Annotated in this window: 19 protein-coding genes; 5 read left to right on the forward strand and 14 right to left on the reverse strand. The window is 59.7% G+C overall.

Translation table 11 applies throughout. From position 1 onward, the window contains the following. Position 1 precedes the first annotated feature (1 nt). Positions 2–373: a hypothetical protein gene (locus tag FE702_RS14255; protein ID WP_147126995.1), complete on the reverse strand. Its 372-nt coding sequence runs from the start codon at positions 371–373 to the stop codon at positions 2–4. Between the two features lie 19 nt (positions 374–392). After that, positions 393–1,094, reverse strand: a complete 702-nt coding sequence (locus tag FE702_RS14260) for a DUF599 domain-containing protein (protein WP_147126996.1) — start codon at positions 1,092–1,094, stop codon at positions 393–395. Positions 1,095–1,197: 103 nt separating this feature from the next. Between FE702_RS14260 and FE702_RS14265 the strand changes: the two genes are divergently transcribed. Then, positions 1,198–2,013 (forward strand): trypsin-like serine peptidase, encoded by an 816-nt coding sequence (locus FE702_RS14265; protein WP_147126997.1) that lies wholly within the window; start codon positions 1,198–1,200, stop codon positions 2,011–2,013. 202 nt (positions 2,014–2,215) lie between these two features. Beyond that, positions 2,216–2,671, forward strand: a complete 456-nt coding sequence (locus FE702_RS14270) for an Hsp20 family protein (protein WP_147126998.1) — start codon at positions 2,216–2,218, stop codon at positions 2,669–2,671. 69 nt (positions 2,672–2,740) lie between these two features. Here the strand turns inward: FE702_RS14270 and FE702_RS14275 are convergent, their stop codons facing one another. Continuing rightward, a complete protein-coding gene (locus FE702_RS14275; RefSeq protein WP_186827099.1) occupies positions 2,741–3,607 on the reverse strand; it encodes a LysR substrate-binding domain-containing protein in 867 nt (288 codons plus the stop codon). A 134-nt stretch (positions 3,608–3,741) separates the two neighbouring features. Here FE702_RS14275 and FE702_RS14280 point away from each other — a divergent pair, with 134 nt between their 5' ends. Then, a complete protein-coding gene (locus tag FE702_RS14280; RefSeq protein ID WP_147127000.1) occupies positions 3,742–4,590 on the forward strand; it encodes a TauD/TfdA dioxygenase family protein in 849 nt (282 codons plus the stop codon). Positions 4,591–4,619: 29 nt separating this feature from the next. Beyond that, positions 4,620–5,654: a zinc-binding dehydrogenase gene (locus tag FE702_RS14285; RefSeq protein WP_147127001.1), complete on the forward strand. Its 1,035-nt coding sequence runs from the start codon at positions 4,620–4,622 to the stop codon at positions 5,652–5,654. 30 nt (positions 5,655–5,684) lie between these two features. Here the strand turns inward: FE702_RS14285 and FE702_RS14290 are convergent, their stop codons facing one another. From FE702_RS14290 to rocF, 3 genes are all read right to left on the reverse strand, one after another. After that, entirely contained in the window at positions 5,685–7,334 is a 1,650-nt protein-coding gene (locus FE702_RS14290) for a thiamine pyrophosphate-binding protein (RefSeq protein WP_147127002.1), read from the reverse strand. A gap of 98 nt (positions 7,335–7,432) precedes the next feature. Then, positions 7,433–8,476 carry an ornithine cyclodeaminase gene (locus tag FE702_RS14295; RefSeq protein ID WP_147127003.1) on the reverse strand — a complete coding sequence of 348 codons (1,044 nt, stop codon included), beginning with the start codon at positions 8,474–8,476 and terminating at the stop codon, positions 7,433–7,435. Continuing rightward, positions 8,476–9,393, reverse strand: a complete 918-nt coding sequence (rocF, locus tag FE702_RS14300; protein ID WP_147127004.1) for an arginase — start codon at positions 9,391–9,393, stop codon at positions 8,476–8,478. Before rocF ends, FE702_RS14295 begins: the two co-directional genes overlap by 1 nt. A gap of 87 nt (positions 9,394–9,480) precedes the next feature. On the opposite strand from rocF, the gene FE702_RS14305 reads away from it, so the two are divergent. Continuing rightward, positions 9,481–9,909: an Lrp/AsnC family transcriptional regulator gene (locus FE702_RS14305; protein ID WP_147127005.1), complete on the forward strand. Its 429-nt coding sequence runs from the start codon at positions 9,481–9,483 to the stop codon at positions 9,907–9,909. A 90-nt stretch (positions 9,910–9,999) separates the two neighbouring features. On the opposite strand, the gene lpdA is transcribed toward FE702_RS14305, so the two are convergent. The 8 genes from lpdA to FE702_RS14345 form a co-directional block, all read right to left on the reverse strand. Next, complete coding sequence (gene lpdA / locus FE702_RS14310) at positions 10,000–11,388, reverse strand: dihydrolipoyl dehydrogenase (RefSeq protein WP_147127006.1); 1,389 nt, start codon at positions 11,386–11,388, stop codon at positions 10,000–10,002. A gap of 155 nt (positions 11,389–11,543) precedes the next feature. Then, positions 11,544–11,954, reverse strand: coding sequence for an MAPEG family protein (locus FE702_RS14315; protein WP_147127007.1), 411 nt, complete (start codon positions 11,952–11,954; stop codon positions 11,544–11,546). Further along, positions 11,944–12,372 carry a hypothetical protein gene (locus FE702_RS14320; protein ID WP_147127008.1) on the reverse strand — a complete coding sequence of 143 codons (429 nt, stop codon included), beginning with the start codon at positions 12,370–12,372 and terminating at the stop codon, positions 11,944–11,946. The genes FE702_RS14315 and FE702_RS14320 overlap by 11 nt, the downstream gene beginning before the upstream one ends. 209 nt (positions 12,373–12,581) lie before the next feature. After that, positions 12,582–12,989: a hypothetical protein gene (locus FE702_RS14325; protein ID WP_147127009.1), complete on the reverse strand. Its 408-nt coding sequence runs from the start codon at positions 12,987–12,989 to the stop codon at positions 12,582–12,584. A gap of 81 nt (positions 12,990–13,070) precedes the next feature. Next, complete coding sequence (locus tag FE702_RS14330; RefSeq protein WP_186827100.1) at positions 13,071–13,466, reverse strand: cupin domain-containing protein; 396 nt, start codon at positions 13,464–13,466, stop codon at positions 13,071–13,073. A gap of 86 nt (positions 13,467–13,552) precedes the next feature. Continuing rightward, the gene (locus FE702_RS14335) at positions 13,553–13,867 is read right to left on the reverse strand and encodes a GIY-YIG nuclease family protein (RefSeq protein ID WP_147127011.1); all 315 of its coding nucleotides are present in this window, start codon (positions 13,865–13,867) and stop codon (positions 13,553–13,555) included. Positions 13,868–13,984: 117 nt separating this feature from the next. Next, a complete protein-coding gene (gene odhB, locus FE702_RS14340; protein ID WP_147127012.1) occupies positions 13,985–15,484 on the reverse strand; it encodes a 2-oxoglutarate dehydrogenase complex dihydrolipoyllysine-residue succinyltransferase in 1,500 nt (499 codons plus the stop codon). Between the two features lie 5 nt (positions 15,485–15,489). Beyond that, positions 15,490–18,447, reverse strand: a complete 2,958-nt coding sequence (locus FE702_RS14345) for a 2-oxoglutarate dehydrogenase E1 component (RefSeq protein ID WP_147127013.1) — start codon at positions 18,445–18,447, stop codon at positions 15,490–15,492. Positions 18,448–18,512: the final 65 nt, after the last annotated feature.

Genomic DNA, 18,512 nt, shown 5'->3' on the forward strand with positions numbered 1-18,512 from the left:
CTTACTTCTGCGGCAATGTCACCCGGAACGGTTCGGGTGCCCAGCCGCTGACATTGTCGCGCACAAATATCAGAATTTCGTCCGTACCTTCGGGGATGACAACGCCAGTCAGGCTGCGCGTGAAAGGCTGCTCATTCACATGCGGATGCGCCAGCGGACGGGTGCCAAGGACCGTACCGTCGATCATCCGGATTTCCCAACCATCGGCGTAGTGGTCCCACCCCGTATCGGGGTGGGACACTGTCACGTCAAAACGCCAAGTTGTGGCTCCGCTGCCAGAGCCATTGGCGCCCATCGTGGCTTGCGCGTCGACCACAGTCGCGGGATCTGCGAACACGACGGTGGGTAGTAGGGCGAGGGGAATGACGCGCATGGGTTGAATGTACCTCAGGTCAGAGTGTCGGCCTATCCTTGGCCAAAATGGTTTGGGACAGGCTGGCAAATTCTCGCTGCCATAAAACGCCAAATGTGAGGATTGCCGCCGACGCAAGCGCCCATGGCCCCAGCAACCAGCCAAGAGTCGCCAATGCAAAGTACGTGGCGCGCAGGCCCCGGTTAAAGTTCATGGCGGCGCGGATGTTGATTTCGGCCGCTTTAGAGGCCCAGATTCGGGCGCGCCCATCTTCGGGGTCATTAGGAACCGAGGCCATGACGACCGCACAATAACCAAAGAGCCTGCTCGCCCAGACGAATTTGAGGAACCCGGTCGCAAGGAAAAAGACGACAGCGAGCAGTTTGACCCGGAGCGCGGCTGCGCTGGCCTCACCTGGCAAGGCCTCGGTCAGCCCGTCCAATTGGTTGGCATTCCCGATCAGGGCCATCGCGCCGCCAATGGCCAACACGTTTGTCGAGGCAAAGAATGTCGTGCCCTGCCTCAATGTGCCAAGGATTTGCGCGTCAAAGATGCGCGGCTGCCGGTCAATAAAGGCCTCCATCCACGCACGGCGATAGGACTTCATCAGGATCGACACGGATGGCCGCTTGGCTGATGGATGCTCAATGATCCACCCGATGCCAAGCCAGACCGTGACAATGAATCCGAACGCGGCGAGGTCTGCGACGGATAGGGAACTGACTAAGAGTATTGGGTCCATGAAGGCTTTGTGCCTGAGGTGATGCGAAATTGCGCGTCAAAACTGATTTGCGCGGCCAAAGTTTCGCCGCATGCCAATGGTAGAAGGGTGAAAAGGAGATCGCATGCGCCTGTTTTACCTCATCCTGCTGTTGCTTGCCCCAGCCGTCTGGGCCGAGGACACCGCGTTGGAAGCGCTCCAAACTGGCGACGCTGCGCGGGATTGGCAGGCCGTCGGGCGGCTGGATATTGCGGGTACTGGGTTTTGCACCGGGGCTCTGATCTCTGAGCAACTCGTCCTCACGGCGGCGCATTGCCTGTTCAACTCGCGCACCAGGGCGCAAGTGAACCCGGATCAGATCGAATTTCGCGCGGGTTGGCGAAATGGCCGTGCCGAGGCCTACCGCGACGTGCGACGTGCCGTGGTGCATCCTGAGTATGTGTTCGGCAAGAAGGCCAATGCGACCGAAGTCCGTAATGATGTCGCCTTGCTAGAACTGTCGCACCCCATCCGCAATGGCCGCATCACGCCCTTTCCCATCGCGCCTAGCACGCGCAAAGGCGACACGGTTGGTGTTGTCAGCTATGCCCGCGATCGTTCCGAGGCACCGTCCCTTCAGGAGACCTGTCGTGTGATGGCCCGGCAAATGGGTGTGCTCGTGATGTCGTGTGACGTCAATTTCGGTTCGTCCGGTGCACCGGTCTTCCAGTTCGGCGCAGGCCAGCCGCAGATCACGTCGGTCGTGTCTGCGATGGCGCAGATGCAGGGTCAGCCCGTTGCCTTGGGCGTCAGCCTGAAGGGACAGATCGAATTGCTGCAATCCGCGCTGGACGCAGGAAAAGGTGTGTATCAAGCGCCCGCACCGGTGCGCCAATCAGTCCGCAAATTATCTGGCGGCACGGCCCGCCAAGCCGGCGGTGCGAAATTCGTCCGACCGTAGCGCAACCCCCTGAAAGCGCGGTGTTTCTCGTCAGGAGGCGCATTGTCGTTTGACGTCATATCTTGATGTGCGCGCACCCCTTGAAACCTGAAATCACCTTTCCCACATCAGCTACACCGGAGGCCAAGAGGCTCTGGAACCGCCTTGGGCCCAGTTGGGGCAAGGCAGACAAGACGTACATCGCTTATGGAAAGGATGACCTATGCGTACCCTTGATTTTGCACCGCTTTACCGTGCCACCGTTGGATTTGATCAAATCGCAGACCTCATGGATCGCGTGCTGACCAACGATGCAGGCACTCAAAGCTACCCTCCCTACAACATCGAAAAAACGGCAGATGATGCCTATCGCATTTCGATTGCCGTCGCGGGCTTTTCGTCCGACGAAATCGAAGTTGAGGTGAAGGAAAACGCGCTCTTCGTCTCCGCCAAAAAGGCTGACGAGGACACTGAACGCAAATACCTGCATCGCGGTATTGCAACGCGCGCCTTCTCGCGTCGCTTCCATCTGGCCGATCATGTCCGCGTCTCTGGTGCCGAGCACACGGACGGCATGCTGCACATTGATCTGGTCCGCGAAGTGCCAGAGGCGCTGAAGCCTCGCCGCATCGAGATCAACGGCGCCAAAGCGATTGAGGCCGACGTCGTCGACGCCTGATCGCTAAGTTGAACTGACCGGAAGGGGGCCGCTTGGCCCCCTTTTTCTATTGCGTGGCTGGTCTGACGATCATACCGCGCGCTTTAGGGCCATTTGGACCGCCTTGAACATCTCCTCTCTGGGCGATGTCTTGGGTGTCGCCAATCCAAGCACCCGCTTCGGTGGCTGTCCGTCGAGCGCTACAGTTCGCAAGGCAAGATGCCGATGTTCGGCAAGGCAGCTTTCCGGCACAATTGACACGCCCAGGTTCAGCGCGACCATGTTGGCGATAGCGTCCAGCCCGCCAAGCTCCATCGCGTCTGACACGGTGATGTCCTGCCGTTGAAGCCATGCCTCGATTTGCCGCCCGACAACGGCGTCCCGGGTGAAGCGAATGAACGGCTGTGACCGCAACATGTCCTGCGCGGATAAGTCTTCTGCCTTGCGTGCAGCCAAGAGCACCAGGTCTTCGGACGTGATTTCAGCAAAATGCAGTTGCGGTGGCAGGATATCAGGTCGCGAGATGATGGCGGCGTGAATCTGGTTTCGTTCCAGTTGAAGCATCAGTTGGTTGGACAGACCGGGCACGATGCGCACCCGAATGCCTGGGGCATCTGTTTTCAGGCTCGCCAAGGCGCGCGGCACAAGCCCGGAGAGCGTGGTCGGCACCGCTCCGAGCACAAGATCACCGGACACGGCATCACCTGACGCCACACGCTCAACAAGGTTGTCATAAGCGGTGACAATGGGTTCGGCTTCTTGGACCAAGCGTTGGCCCGTTTGCGTCAGAACGGGCGACTTGGCCGTGCGATCAAACAGGACAAGTTGCAGGTCCTGCTCAAGCGTCTTCATCTGATGACTAATTGCTGACGGTGTCAGGCTTTCGCTATCGGCGGCGGCGCGAAAACTGCCGTGTCTGGAGATCGCGATCAGCGTCCGCAATGCCCGAATGCTCATGTCAGATAAACCTTCCGCGCCCTGATTTGAGTGAAATACATTCATCAAACTATGCAGAAAGTTTCGTTTTTATCAAATTTCATTTGCGAATACCGTGGGCTTCAGCAACGCAGACTTACCAACACGAGGTCACGATGGTCGCCCCCAAAACCAACAGCTACACCACAATCGAGGCGCGCCCCTTTGCGCCCAATCTCGGGGCCGAGGTGTATGGCGTCGACCTGAGCCAGCCCGTCCCGGATGACCAGTTTGCCGAAATCCGCGACGCGTTTCACACCTATCAGGTGCTGTTCTTCAAGGATCAGAAAGAAATTCCGCCTGCGCAGCATATCGAATTTGGCAAGCGTTTTGGGCCGCTGCATGCGCACCCGGCTGCTCCGACGATGGAGGGGTTCCCCGAGATATTCGAGATTCATGCCACGAAGAACTCCAAAGTTGCGAATGGTGAATTCTGGCATTCGGACGTGTCGTGTGATGAGACTCCCCCCTTGGGGACTATGCTGCAAATCCACATCCTGCCACCGTGCGGCGGCGACACGATGTTCAGCGATATGTACGCCGCCTACGAGGATCTCTCTGATCCTGTAAAGCGGATGTTGGAGGGGCTTGAGGCCCTGCACAGTTCGGAACACATCTACAAAGGGCGCTATAGCGACCGGGGGCAAAAGGATGCTGAAATCGACTGTCCGCAGGCGGTGCATCCCATTGTCAGGACACACCCGGAAACCGGGCGCAAATCGCTCTTTGTGAACCGGACATTCACGACCAAGATCATGGGTGTCTCCGACCATGAAAGTGATGCGATCCTGAAAATGCTCTTCGAACACGCGGAACACATCAACTATCAGATCAGGTTCCGCTGGTCGCTGAACGACATGGCATTTTGGGACAACCGGTGTTGCATGCACCGCGCCATTTGGGACTATTGGCCAGAAGAGCGGAAAGGCCGACGCGTGACCGTCAAAGGCGAACGGCCGGTCTAAGCAGGCACCATTCATACGGGGAACACGCCATGCGGGCAGCAGTTGTCAGAGGGTTTCGCGAAGACCTTTCTATCGAAACGGTTCCGGACCCGGAATGCCCGGCCAATGGCGTCGTGCTAGAGGTCGCTGCCTGCGGCGTCTGTCGGTCTGATCACCACGGATGGGTCGGCGGCCACCCCAAGGTGAAAGAAGGGTCCATTCTGGGCCACGAATACTGCGGCACCGTGGTCGAAGCAGGGCCATTGGCAAAGCACAAGGTGGGCGATCGTTTGATCGCGCCCTTCATTCTGGGATGTGGCAGTTGTCACGCCTGTCAGACCGGTGTGTCCAACACATGTCCGGATCAGGTCGTCCCCGGATTTGGACAGCCTGGCGCATACGCACAGTACGTTGCAGTTCCGTTTGACCATAACCTCGTGGACCTGCCCGCCACCATGTCACCAGCCTTGGCGGCTGGCTTGGGATGCCGGGTGACCACGGCGTGGCATGCCCTGACGGACCGTGCAGATGTGAGAGCAGGGGAGTGGGTCGCCGTGCACGGCACAGGCGGGATTGGCCTCTCTGCGCTGCTGTTGGCCAAAATGCTGGGCTGTCGTGTCGTGGTTGTCGATATCGTGGACGAAAAGCTGGAACATGCGGTCAGGCATGGAGCCGACGCCACCGTCAACGCCCTGAAAGAGGACGTGCCAACCGCGATCCGCGAAATTACCGGCGGCGGCGCGCAAGTGTCGATCGAGGCCTTGGGCATTGATGTCACCACCAACGCGTCACTCGAATGTCTGGCAATCCTTGGACGCCACGTCCATGTCGGGATGCCATCCGGTGATGGCATGATGGAGATCAATATGCGTGCAATTTATACCAAGCAGCTATCGGTCTATGGCACGCGCGGCATGCCATCGTGGAAGTATCCGCGCCTTCTAGGAATGATCGACCGGGGCGACGTGGATATCAGCCCCATGGTCGCACGCGAAGTCGCGCTGAGCGGGGCAAGCGCGGAATTGCGCGCCATGGATGGCCCCACGGCACCGGGAACGGCTGTCATCACGGACTTCGCCAACTGACCGGGGCCTCCGACCCGTCCGCGTCTCGCTTCAAGGTGTAACCGCAGCTTTGATCGCGCTCAGGGATTGGCGCGGGGTCAGGGCTTCTACAGACACGTTCAGGTCAAGCACAGCCCCAGTCGGGCTTGCCAAAGCACGTTCGAACGCAGCCGCAAAATCCTCGGTGGTCTCGACCCGTTCGCCGTGGAAGCCATAGGATCGGGCCAACGCGGCAAAGTCGGGGTTTTTCAGTTCGGTCCCAGAGACGCGTTCAGGATAATGTCTCTCTTGGTGCATGCGGATTGTGCCATAGCTGCCGTTGTTCAGGATCAGGATGATCGGTTCGGCCCCAGCCTGCATTGCCGTGCCGAGTTCTGGGCAATTCATCTGAAAATCACCATCCCCGGCAAAGCAGACAACCGTGCGCGATGGATCATGGACCTTTGCCGCAATGGCAGCAGGCACGCCATATCCCATCGCTCCCGATTGCGGAGCCAAGAGCCGATTGCGCGGGCCAAACGGGAAAAAGCGGCTGGGCCAGATCGCGAAGTTTCCGGCGCCATTCGTCAGGATCGCATCACCCGGCAGCACGTCGCGCAAATGCTGCATGACCTGTCCCATATCGACAGCACTTGGTTGTGGTGGTGCGGTCAGGCTTGTCTCATAGCCTTCCCGCGCCTTGGTCCGCCAATCGCTCCAAGAGCCAGTGACAGGTGACAGGGCTGCGGCAAAAGCATTTGCATCGGCATGGATGGCGACATCCGGCACGTAGACCTTACCCAATTCGCGATCCGAGATGTGGACATGGATCAGGCGCTGTGTGGGCTCCGGCACCTGCATCAGCGAGTATCCGTCCGCCACCATTTCGCCAAATCGGATGCCAAGTGCGATGATCAGATCGGCGTCGCGGATCAGCTCTTTTGTGGCTGGGTTCATGCCAACCCCGGCATCTCCTGCGTAGGTCGGGCTGAAATTGTCATAAAGGTCCATGTAGCGGAAACCGGCCAGAACAGGGATGTCGGATGCCTCTGCGAAGGCTTGCAGATCGGCGCTGCCTTGATCGGTCCATGACCCGCCGCCCATGATGATCAATGGTCGCTTGGCCGAGGCTATCAGCGCCTCTGCCTCGGCGACGGCTCCGGCATTCGGGGCCGGGCGAGCGATTTGAATGGGGCGGCTGATGGCTGGGACATCCGATGCGGCACTGAGCATTGTCTCGGGCAATGCCACGATCACGGGTCCGGGGCGTCCCGATAGGGCGGTTGTCCAGGCCCGGCTGATGGCTTCCGGCAGACGGTCGATGTCGTCGACCTGGCACACCCATTTGGCGACCGTCCCATAGAATGCCTGATAATCGATTTCCTGAAACGCCTCGCGTCCGATCATGTCGGTGCCGACCTGACCGACAAACAGGATCATGGGGCTGCTGTCCTGCATGGCAGTATGTACCCCGATGGACGCATTGGTCGCCCCCGGTCCGCGCGTGACAAAACAGACACCGGGTGTCCCGGTCAGCTTGCCATAGGCAGCAGCCATGAACGCTGCACCGCCTTCGTTCCGGCACAGGGTGAAGTCTAGCGTGCCTTCCGTGTCATGCAGCGCATCCAGCGCCGCCAGATAGCTTTCTCCAGGCACGCCAAAGGCATGGCGTGCGCCCAGATTTTTCAGACATTCGATCAGGATCTTGCCGCCGTGCCGCATGAAGGCCTCCTTGTCGCTTTTGGCGTAGGCCACCACGAAAGCCGCCGAAGGGAAAGCCTGAAACGACCTTTCAGTTTAGGCAGGGCAATCGACGGCGGTCAGGCCGCGCGTTGGACCATGCCAAAGAGATCGCGGGGATCGTCCGGGTCGGCCAACATATCAAGGTCCTCAAAACAGTCGGTGCCGACAATCGCGGCCTTCACCACCCGCAACGCGGCAAAGTCTTCGATTGCAAATCCGACGGAGTCAAAAAGCGTGATCTGACGTGCATCGGACCGGCCCTGCGCCTGACCGGTCATGACCTGCCAAAGCTCGGTCACGGCATGGTCCGCGTCCAATTGCTGAATCTCACCTTCGATGCGGGTTTGCTCTGGGTACTCAACAAAGATCGACGACCGCAATAGGATATCGCGATGCAGCTCGGTCTTGCCGGGGCAATCACCACCGATGGCGTTAATATGCACGCCGCTGCCGACCATGTTGTCTGTCAGGATCGTCGCGTTTTTCTTGTCTGCCGTGCAGGTCGTGATGATCTGCGCGCCCTCGATGGCCTCTTCCGGCGAGGTGCACGATATGACGGTCAAACCCGACCGCGCCAGATTGGCTGCGCATTTTGCCGTTGCAGCAGGGTCGATGTCATAAAGCCGGACGGTGTCTATTTCGCAAAGTGCCTTGAAACCCAAACACTGAAATTCTGATTGGGCCCCATTCCCGATCATTGCCATCACGCGGGCGTCTTTTGGGGCCAGATACTTGGCCGCGATACCCGACATTGCCGCTGTGCGCAGCGCCGTCAGAACGGTCATCTCGCTGAGCAGGACGGGATAGCCAGTGTAGACATCTGCCAAGAGACCAAAGGCCGTTACCGTTTGCAGTCCCTCGGACGTGTTCTTGGGATGGCCGTTGACGTATTTAAAACCGTAAGCCTCACCATCGCTGGTCGGCATCAACTCGATCACGCCGTGGGGCGAATGGGCCGGAATGCGCGGTGTCTTGTCGAACGCCTCCCAGCGTTTGAAATCGGTCTCAATCGCGGCTGCGATGCGGGTGATCATCTCTTGGACGCCGATCTGATGCACCAGCCGCATCATGTGATCGACGGAAACAAACGGCACGAGCGCCTTTTCAGAAGGTTGGGACATCAGAAACTCCGTGTTGGACGGTCAAAGATGCGGCGGCCCATGAGCGAGGCGACAAGGTCGACCATCAGCTTGGCGGTCCGTCCGCGATCATCAAGGAAAGGGTTCAGTTCAACGATATCGAGCGAGGTGACGAGGCCGCTGTCATGCAGGAGTTCCATCACCAGATGCGCCTCGCGCTCGGTCGCGCCGCCGGGGACGGTTGTGCCGACGGCGGGTGCCACGCGTGGATCAAGGAAATCGACATCAAGCGATACGTGCAGGTGACCGCCCGCTGCTTCAACGCGATTGAGGAACGCTACCAGCGGGGCCTTGATGCCATGTTCGTCGATGGCGCGCATGTCGACCAGATCGACTTTATCGGCCTCCAATGCCGCGCGTTCGGCGAGGTCCACGGAGCGCAGGCCAATCATGCACACCTGATCTGCTGGCACGATTGTTGGCGCTGGAAATTGTTCAAAGCCCGGACGCCCGGTAAAATAGGCCACTGGCGTGCCATGCAGGTTGCCGCTGTCGGTTGTTTCTGGCGTGTGAAAATCGCTGTGCGCGTCGAGCCAGAGCACAAAGAGCGGCTTGCCAGCAGAATTGGCCCGCGCGGCCATGCCGCTGACCGATCCCAGAGCGATCGCATGGTCGCCGCCCATGAAAATCGGAAGTGTTTCGACGGGCACGTCTTCGGCGGTTTGGGCAATCGCGTCTGTCCAGCCGACACATTCGGGCAGGGCAATCAGGTGATCATGGGCTGGCACGTCATTTGGTGTCGGGACGACCGCTCCGCTGTCGCGGACGTCGTGGCCCAGATCGGTCAAAGCCTCCGGCAGACCTGCCACACGCAGGGCGTCAGGCCCCATGCGGCAGCCTTGCCGGGCTTTGCCTGCGTCCATCGGGACGCCAATCAATTCAATGGTCTGTGGTTGCATGACGTCCACATAGGATGCTGGACTGATCAATCTGAAGCGTTCAAAATGCGCAAAGTGAGGTGTCTTTGAGCAAAGTGATCATGGCAAATGGATGAACTGGATAAGCGACTGTTACTGGCCCTTCAGCGGGATGGTCGCGCCTCGGTATCAGAGCTTGCGGACCTGCTGGGTGTAACGCGGACAACCGTGCGAACGCGCATGGACCGATTGCGCGCGAATGGTGAGATCACGGGTTTTACCGTCACCACTCGCGCAGACGTGGCGCCAAGCGCGATCCGTGGTCTGATGATGCTGGGCATTGAAGGCCGCGGAACGGAGCGCATCATGGCGCGGGTTGCAGCCATGCCAGAGGTCCGCGCAGTGCATTCGACCAACGGCACGTGGGATTTGATTGTCGAGATTGGGACCGAAACGCTGGAGGCGTTTGACAAGGTGCTCTTTGCGATCCGTCGTATGGACGGTGTCACACGGTCAGAAACGAACCTGCTGCTGTCCACGCGGCAGGGCCGGGTTTAGGGGCGCAGGCCCCGGGTGTGACCCGGGGCATCGATTGTCTTGTGCACCACCTTTGCGGCGCGAGGTCCCGGGGCAGGCCCGGGACGCGTTTCACGAGTGGATAGGGCCGTCGCCGCAGGCGAGTGCGGCCTCGCGCACAGCTTCCGAGTATGTGGGGTGGGCGTGGCAGGTCAGGGCGAGGTCCTGAGCGGACGCGCCAAATTCCATCGCGACGCAGATTTCGTGGATCAGGTCGCCTGCCATAGGGCCAATAATATGCGCGCCCAGAATACGGTCGGTGGTCTTGTCAGCGAGGATCTTTACAAACCCGTCCGCGGCAAAGTTTGCCTTGGCACGCCCATTGCCCATAAAGCTGAATTTGCCTGCCTTGTAGGCGCGGCCTTCTTCTTTGAGCTGTTCCTCTGTCTTGCCGACATTGGCCACCTCTGGGTGGGTGTAGATCACGCCGGGGATCACGTCATAGTTCACGTGGCCATGCTTGCCTGCGACGACTTCGGCCACGGCCATGCCTTCGTCCTCGGCTTTGTGGGCCAGCATCGGCCCTGCGATGCAGTCGCCGATGGCGTAGATGCCTTTGACGTTGGTCGCCCAATGCGCGTCGGTTTCGATCTGACCGCGCGGCGACATCTTGACGCCGAGTGCGTCGAGGCCCAGCCCATCCGTGTAGGGTTTGCGGCCTGTTGAGACGAGCACGACATCGGCGTCGATGGTGTGTTCGCTGTCATCTTTCTTGAGCTTATAGGTGACCTTAGCCTTGTTTTTGTTGGTTTCGACGCTTTGCACAGCGGCCCCAAGGGTGAAGCTCAGCCCCTGCTTTGTCAGCAACTTCTGGAAGGTGCGCTGGACCTCTGCGTCCATGCCGGGCGTGATGGTGTCGAGGAATTCGACAACCTGCACCTCGGTGCCGAGACGGCTATAGACCGAGCCAAGCTCCAGCCCGATCACACCTGCGCCGATCACGACCATTTTCTTGGGGATCTTTGGCAGTTCGAGCGCGCCGGTGGAAGACACGACGATCTTCTCATCAATCTCGACACCGGGCAGGGTGGCGACGTCAGAGCCTGAGGCGATGATGATGTTCTTGGCTTCGTGGACTTCGTCGCCCACTTTGACTTTCCCGGCCTCTGGGATCGATCCCCAGCCCTTGAGCCAGTCGATCTTGTTCTTTTTGAAAAGGAATTCGATGCCTTGGGTGTTCTGGCCGATGACCTCGGATTTGTAGGTCAGCATCTGTTTCCAGTCGACGGACGGGGCTTTGCCCTTCAGGCCCATCTTGGCGAAGTTGTGCTCTGCCTCATGCAGTTGGTGCGAGGCGTGCAGCAGCGCCTTGGACGGGATGCAGCCTACGTTCAGGCAGGTGCCGCCGAGAGTGTCGCGCCCTTCGACGCATGCGGTTTTCAGGCCAAGCTGCGCGCAGCGGATTGCGCAGACATAGCCGCCGGGGCCGGAGCCGATGACGATAACGTCGTAAGATGCCATTTGTGCGGTCCTTTAGTTGGTCGTTGGGAGACTGGGGGCTCTGCCCCCGGCACATGCGTGCCTCCCCCGGAGGTATTTTGGGAAAGATGAAGAGATGGGATGCGCCCCGAATGGAGAGGCACATGTGATGCAGGTGCTATGCATTGGTTGGTCGGTCATATCAGGGCCGCGATCAGCATGGCGGTGATGGACATGAAGCCCAGAAGCCAGATCAGCGACCGCCATGGAACGAGGCCAAAGTAGTAGGCCGGGATGTAAGCCACGCGGGCAATCAGATAAGTGTAGGCGCAGGCAGCTGTAAACCCGGTGGATTGATCGCTGAGCGTGATGACGACGCAGGCGATGGTAAAGAGTGCGAGGCTTTCGAAATGATTGTTGAAGGCGCGATAGAGCCGCGCGGGTCCATCCGACAGCTGTGTTTCCAGCGGTCCGCCGAGACGCGACTGATCGCGCGGCGACATCGTCTTGCCGGGTCCAAGATCGAGATTTGCGCTGATCGACATCAAGGCGAACTGGATGACCTGCAGCAGAGCAGAAAGTGTCAGTGCGGTCAGTTCAGGGGTCATCTCCGGCCCTCCAGACGCGATGCGCGCGCAGCCACGCCTTCATCAAGGGGAATGCCAAACAGGCGGCTGCGAGTGCCAACCACATGCCCCAGCGCAAGCTGCCTGACATGGGGGGCAGGATGATCATGACCAACATCGCGCCCGAGTACAGTGCGGCCCAGCGTGCTAGGACTGGAAGGTTGCGCGGGAAGCGGTTGCGCGGTGAGAAGGCGATGAAATAGCGCCGCGCCGGCCATGCGTTGCGCGCCAGAAGGACCAGCGTTGGGGCAACGACCAGCAGGGCGAAGGGTGTGAGCGCGACGGTCCAGAGCAGGATAGCGGTCACAGGCAACAGAAAAAGCGCGCGCAACAGGCGCTGTGGATCGGTCGCCGCACCTGTGTCGAAGGGCTGCGCGGTGGCCGTCAGGCCCAGCGCCACGGCTCTTTCTTGTGCTCTCGGGTGCAAGTGGTTCCTTCGCGTTGCGGCTCTTGCCTCTGGGATGCCCAGATGTTGATCTAACGTAGGGTAGGGCGTCTGGCCCGCGATGAAATACGGTGCTGTGTGGTCTCACAGAGCACACGCGGTTCATTGTAAGAGCAGCCATCATACACGTTCCTTACCACGGAAGGCCGTGGCATGGGGATGCGTCAGGCCAGCCTGTCTTTGCGATAAAGACGGATCAGATATGCCGCGATGGCGAACAGAACCAAGAGCGCGCTGGCCCGGTAGACAAACCAGATCGTCATCATCGCACCGGGCATATTTGGCAGGGACGATACCAATGTCGGAACATGGGCCCAGCCAATCAGGCTGACGACGATCAACCCCGCAACGGCCCATACCGCGATCGGATGTCTGCGCCACGCGCCCCAAGCGAGAGTGAAGAACAGGCCCGCCGAAACCCCCGCGCGGATCTGAACCCAGTTCGTCTCGCTGCTGGTGACCTGCCCCACAGTTTCCGTGGGCTCCATCAGCAGGATGCCGGACATGGCAAACAGGTTCCACAATCCGCTGCACGCGGCAAAGATCACGATGAACCAGACGAATAGGGGCATGGGCGCTCGGTGTCCTTCTGCTGTTTTGGCAGAGGGGCAACGCGGCGAATGCGCCTTTTGTTTCCTGTCTGGTTCGTCGGGTCATGCGGCCTCGTCGTAGGTGTAGGTCACATCGGCGTAGCGCGCGGTTGGGAAGGTGTAGAGCATCTCCATGTCCTCGGCGGCCTCGAACCCGTGCATCTGGCCAGCAGGAATGAAGAGCGTGTCTCCGGGGGCAAGCGCGACGCGTTGGTCGCCAAGGATTGCATGGCCATGGCCAGACAGGACATACATGGTCTCTGGCACTTCGTGGCTGTGCAGGCTTTCCGCGTGGCCTGCGCGTAGGTAGAAGATGCCTTGGCAAAGATCATTCGTCGGACCACCGCTGCCATCCACCAGCATCCGATAGCGCAAGCCGCCAAGGCGGGCCTCGTCCATCACTTTGATCTCTGGCGCGCCAGCGGGGATGTGGACGGGGAGGGGTTTTGCCTTGGTCATGGTGTCACCTTTCGCGTTGGGTTGGTGTGGCCAACGCGTGAGGTGGGGGATTGTTCGGTTTGGGGTTTTGAGAGACAGACCGGGGATCATATGTCACCCCTTGCCGTCATCGTCGGGCTTGACCCGATGATCCCGTCCCACAGGTCGCGCCATGTGGGGTTTGTTTTTTCGATCAAGGCGGTTTTCCAAGCACGGTTCAAACGCTTAAGCGCCTTTTCGCGGCGGATGGCTTCGTGCGGTTCATCGTGCTGCTCGAACCAGACAAGTCGGGTCAAGTTATAACGATCCGTGAAGCCTTTGATTGCGTGAGTGCGATGTTCGTGGACCCGTCGCACCAGATCGTTGGTGACGCCCAGGTAGAGCGTTCCATCCGGTTTGTTGGTCATCATGTACACGAACATCGGGTCCTGGTTTGGAAAGAGACCCTCGGGTCAAGCCCGAGGGTGACGTGCGAGATAGGGAGCCGGATTTTGGGCCCGTGGGGTGTAAGGTGCGCGGTGCGCACCCTACAGGATTGTTTACAAATCCATCAGCAACCGACGTGGGTCCTCAAGCGCTTCTTTCACGCGCACAAGGAACGTCACCGCGCCTTTGCCGTCGACGATGCGGTGGTCGTAGGACAGGGCGAGGTACATCATCGGGCGGATGACGACCTGACCGTTGATGGCCATGGGACGGTCCTGGATTTTGTGCATGCCGAGGATACCGGATTGCGGCGGGTTCAGGATCGGCGAGGACATCAGCGAGCCGTAGACGCCGCCGTTTGAGATCGTGAACGTGCCGCCCTGCATTTCGGCCATCGAAAGCTTGCCGTCGCGGGCGCGTTTGCCTTTTTCGGCGATGGCTTTCTCGATTTCGGCAAAGCTCATCGCGTCCGCGTCGCGGATCACCGGCACAACGAGGCCCTGAGGCGTGCCTGCGGCGATGCCCATGTGGACGAAGTTCTTGTAGACGATGTCCGTGCCGTCGATCTCGGCGTTGACCTCTGGCACTTCCTTCAGCGCGTGGCAGCAGGCCTTGGTGAAGAAGGACATAAAGCCGAGGCGTACGCCGTGCTTCTTCTCGAAGAGGTCTTTGTACTCTTTGCGCAGAGCCATCGTCTCGGTCATGTCCACCTCGTTATAGGTGGTCAGCATGGCCGCGGTGTTCTGGCTGTCTTTCAGACGTTTGGCGATGGTCTGGCGCAGTTTCGTCATTTTCACGCGTTCTTCGCGGGCGGCGTCGTCGGCTGGAACCGGGGCGCGCGGGATTGCGGCAGGCGCAGGCGCTGCGGCAGCGGTGTTGCCAGCGGCCAGTGCCTTTTGCACATCTTCCTTCATGATGCGGCCATCGCGGCCCGTGCCTGTGACGGCAGAGGCGCTGATGCCTTTTTCGGCCATCATCTTTTCGGCGCTTGGCGCGTTTTTGACGTCGCCGCTTGAGGCGGCAGCCGGTGCGGGGGCGGTAGCAGGCGCTGCTGCGGCTGCGCCAGAGCCGGAGGACATCACGCCCAGTTTCCCGCCAGCTTCGACCGTTGCGCCTTCATCGGCAAGGATTTCAGTGATGACGCCGGAAGCAGGCGCTGGAACCTCGACAGACACCTTGTCGGTTTCAAGCTCGCACAGCATTTCGTCCTGCGCGACGCTTTCGCCGACCTTTTTGTACCATGTCGACACGGTGGCCTCGGTCACGGATTCACCCAGCGTCGGAACCATGATGTCAACAGATGCACCTGCATCCGCTGGCGCTTCAGTGGCGGCGGCAGCAGGGGCTGCGGCAGCGGCGGGTGCGGCAGCGGCACCTGCACCTTCGGAAACCTGAGCAAGCAGGGCGTCAACTCCGACGGTGTCGCCTTCGTTCGCCACGATCTCGGTCAGCGTACCGGCAACAGGTGACGGCACCTCGACGGTGACCTTGTCAGTTTCCAATTCACACAGCATTTCGTCCACAGCGACTGTGTCGCCCGGCTTTTTGAACCAGGTCGCCACAGTGGCTTCAGAGACGCTTTCGCCCAGGGTGGGGACACGTACTTCGGTCATGTTTCTTAGTCCTTGATCGTCAGCGCGTCGTCGATGAGCGCGGCTTGTTGTGCTTTGTGGGCGGAGGCCAGGCCGGTTGCCGGCGAGGCCGATGTGGCGCGGCCCGCATAGGTCGGGCGTTTGGATTTGGCCTCGATGCGGCCAAGCACCCATTCGATGTTGGGCTCGATGAACGTCCAGGCACCTTGGTTCTTGGGCTCTTCCTGGCACCAAACCATTTCGGCGTTTTTAAAGCGCGACAGTTCGGTCACCATCGAAAGCGCGGGGAACGGATAGTACTGTTCGATCCGCATCAGATAGATGTCGTCGATGCCGCGTGCGTCGCGTTCTTCGAGCAGGTCGAAATAGACCTTGCCGGAGCACATGACGACGCGCTTGATCTTGTCATCGGCCACCAGTTTGGTGTCGCTGTTGCCATATTGGGCATCATCCCACAGGACCCGGTGGAAGGACGAGCCTTCGACAAAGTCCTCTTTCCGGCTGACAGCCAGTTTGTGGCGCAAGAGCGACTTCGGCGTCATCATCACCAGCGGTTTGCGGAAATCGCGGTGCAGCTGACGGCGCAGGATGTGGAAGTAGTTGGCCGGCGTTGTGCAATTCGCGACGATCCAGTTGTCTTGGCCACACATCTGCAAGAACCGTTCCAGACGCGCCGACGAGTGTTCGGGCCCCTGGCCTTCAAACCCGTGCGGGAGAAGCATCACAAGGCCCGACATGCGCAGCCATTTGCTTTCGCCAGAGCTGATGAACTGGTCGAACATGATCTGTGCGCCATTGGCAAAGTCGCCGAACTGCGCCTCCCACAGAACCAGAGCGTTTGGTTCGGCAAGGCTATAGCCATACTCAAACCCGAGGACCGCGTATTCCGACAGCATCGAGTCGATGACTTCGTAATGCGCCTGACCTTCGCGGATGTGGTTCAGCGGGTAAAACCGTTCCTCGGTGTCTTGGTTCACAAGGCCAGAGTGGCGTTGCGAGAAGGTCCCGCGGGTCGAGTCCTGACCGGCCAGTCGCACAGGGTAGCCTTCGGTCAGCAGTGAGCCAAAGGCGAGCGCCTCACCCGTTGCCCAATCGATGCCTTCGCCGTCTGACAGGGCCTTAGCCTTGTTGTCCAGCATCCGGGCGACCGTCTTGTGCAGTGGGTAACCTTCGGGAACGCGTGTTAGCGCGCTACCGACTTGGTCATAAGTCTCCGAGCTGATGGCGGTTGCTCCGCGCTGATATTCCTCGCCACGACGATCCAGATGGGACCAGCGGCCATCAAGCCAGTCGGCTTTGTTCGGCTTAAAGTCTTTACCGGCTTCGAATTCCTCGTTCAGGTGGGCCTGAAACGCAGTTTTCATATCCTCGATTTCGCCTTCGGGGATCAGGCCGTCCTTGACCAGTCGCTCGGTGTAGAGCGTCAGCGTGGTTTTTTGCGCCTTGATCTTTTTGTACATCAAGGGGTTCGTGAACATGGGCTCATCGCCCTCGTTGTGACCAAACCGGCGGTAGCAGATGATGTCGATGACGACGTCTTTCTTGAACTTCTGCCGGAATTCAGTCGCGACCTTGGCAGCGTGAACAACCGCCTCTGGATCGTCGCCGTTCACGTGGAAAATCGGAGCTTCGACCATCAGCGCGATGTCCGTTGGATACGGCGACGAGCGTGAGAAATGCGGCGCGGTCGTGAACCCGATTTGGTTATTCACCACGATGTGCATGGTGCCGCCTGTCTTGTGCCCTTTGAGGCCCGACAGACCAAAGCCTTCGGCCACGACACCCTGACCGGCAAAGGCCGCGTCACCGTGTAGGAGAACCGGCAAAACGCTGGTGCGGTCTTGGTCGTTGTTTTGGTCTTGCTTGGCACGGGCTTTGCCCAGAACCACAGGGTTCACAGCCTCAAGGTGCGATGGGTTGGCCGTCAGCGACAGGTGAACCTCGTTGCCGTCAAACTCGCGGTCTGAGGAGGCGCCAAGGTGATATTTCACATCGCCCGATCCGTCGACATCTTCGGGTTTGAAGCTGCCGCCTTGGAATTCGTTAAAGATCGCGCGGTAGGGTTTGCCCATCACGTTCGCCAAGACCGACAGGCGGCCCCGGTGCGGCATGCCGATCACGATGTCACGCACACCCAGAGCGCCGCCGCGCTTGATGATCTGCTCCATCGCCGGGATCAGGCTTTCGCCGCCATCCAGACCAAAGCGTTTCGTGCCCATGTATTTGACGTGCAGGAATTTCTCGAACCCTTCGGCCTGCACCATCTTGTTCAAGATGGCCTTGCGGCCCTCGCGGGTGAAGTGGACCTCTTTGCCCAGACCTTCGATCCGCTCCTTGAGCCATTGCGACTCTTCTGGATCAGAGATGTGCATGTATTGCAGAGCAAAAGTGCCGCAATACGTGCGCTTCACGATCTCAAGAATCTGGCGCATCGACGCGGTTTGCAGGCCCAGCACGTTGTCCAGAAAGATTGGACGATCCATGTCGGCTTCGGTGAAGCCGTAATTCTTTGGGTCAAGCTCGGGATGCGGGACCGGCTCTTTCAGGCCAAGCGGATCAAGATCGGCGGCAAGGTGCCCCCGGATCCGGTAGGCGCGGATGATCATAAGCGCGCGCATCGAATCCAGAACGGCGCGTTTGATTTGATCCTCGGAAACGGCGACGCCTTTTTCCTCGGCTTTCTTGGCAATCTTCTTGCCTGCGTCCTTCATCTCGGCCTGAACAGGGTATTCGCCCGTCAGAGCGCCTGTAAGGTCGTCATTCGGCGCAGGTGGCCAATCGTTGCGCGCCCAGCTTGGGCCTTGCGCCTCGGCTTTGACGTCCAGTTCGGCATCACCCATTTGCGCAAAGAACTCGGCCCAAGCCGCGTCGACCGTGGACGGGTCGTTGGCGTACTGGGCATAGAGCTGTTCCAGATATTCCGCGTTGTGCCCCTGCATAAAGGACGACGCATGGAAGATATCGTTCGGGCTTTGGTCGGTCATTTTGGCACCTCTTGCGGGTTGGGACCGTTGAGCTGGAGTAAGGAACGCAGGGCAGGCCGCGACGT

The sequence above is a fragment of the Shimia ponticola genome (assembly GCF_007995215.1).
In the GTDB taxonomy this organism is placed as follows: domain Bacteria; phylum Pseudomonadota; class Alphaproteobacteria; order Rhodobacterales; family Rhodobacteraceae; genus Shimia_B; species Shimia_B ponticola.

Bases quoted from the DNA above. Each gene is read 5' to 3' on its own strand.
- FE702_RS14255 (WP_147126995.1), bottom strand. From the start codon at position 373: ATGCGCGTCATTCCCCTCGCCCTACTACCCACCGTCGTGTTCGCAGAT.
- FE702_RS14260 (WP_147126996.1), bottom strand. From the start codon at position 1,094: ATGGACCCAATACTCTTAGTCAGTTCCCTATCCGTCGCAGACCTCGCC.
- FE702_RS14265 (WP_147126997.1), top strand. From the start codon at position 1,198: ATGCGCCTGTTTTACCTCATCCTGCTGTTGCTTGCCCCAGCCGTCTGG.
- FE702_RS14270 (WP_147126998.1), top strand. From the start codon at position 2,216: ATGCGTACCCTTGATTTTGCACCGCTTTACCGTGCCACCGTTGGATTT.
- FE702_RS14275 (WP_186827099.1), bottom strand. From the start codon at position 3,607: ATGAGCATTCGGGCATTGCGGACGCTGATCGCGATCTCCAGACACGGC.
- FE702_RS14280 (WP_147127000.1), top strand. From the start codon at position 3,742: ATGGTCGCCCCCAAAACCAACAGCTACACCACAATCGAGGCGCGCCCC.
- FE702_RS14285 (WP_147127001.1), top strand. From the start codon at position 4,620: ATGCGGGCAGCAGTTGTCAGAGGGTTTCGCGAAGACCTTTCTATCGAA.
- FE702_RS14290 (WP_147127002.1), bottom strand. From the start codon at position 7,334: ATGCGGCACGGCGGCAAGATCCTGATCGAATGTCTGAAAAATCTGGGC.
- FE702_RS14295 (WP_147127003.1), bottom strand. From the start codon at position 8,476: ATGTCCCAACCTTCTGAAAAGGCGCTCGTGCCGTTTGTTTCCGTCGAT.
- rocF (WP_147127004.1), bottom strand. From the start codon at position 9,393: ATGCAACCACAGACCATTGAATTGATTGGCGTCCCGATGGACGCAGGC.
- FE702_RS14305 (WP_147127005.1), top strand. From the start codon at position 9,481: ATGGATGAACTGGATAAGCGACTGTTACTGGCCCTTCAGCGGGATGGT.
- lpdA (WP_147127006.1), bottom strand. From the start codon at position 11,388: ATGGCATCTTACGACGTTATCGTCATCGGCTCCGGCCCCGGCGGCTAT.
- FE702_RS14315 (WP_147127007.1), bottom strand. From the start codon at position 11,954: ATGACCCCTGAACTGACCGCACTGACACTTTCTGCTCTGCTGCAGGTC.
- FE702_RS14325 (WP_147127009.1), bottom strand. From the start codon at position 12,989: ATGCCCCTATTCGTCTGGTTCATCGTGATCTTTGCCGCGTGCAGCGGA.
- FE702_RS14330 (WP_186827100.1), bottom strand. From the start codon at position 13,466: ATGACCAAGGCAAAACCCCTCCCCGTCCACATCCCCGCTGGCGCGCCA.
- FE702_RS14335 (WP_147127011.1), bottom strand. From the start codon at position 13,867: ATGTTCGTGTACATGATGACCAACAAACCGGATGGAACGCTCTACCTG.
- odhB (WP_147127012.1), bottom strand. From the start codon at position 15,484: ATGACCGAAGTACGTGTCCCCACCCTGGGCGAAAGCGTCTCTGAAGCC.
- FE702_RS14345 (WP_147127013.1), bottom strand. From the start codon at position 18,447: ATGACCGACCAAAGCCCGAACGATATCTTCCATGCGTCGTCCTTTATG.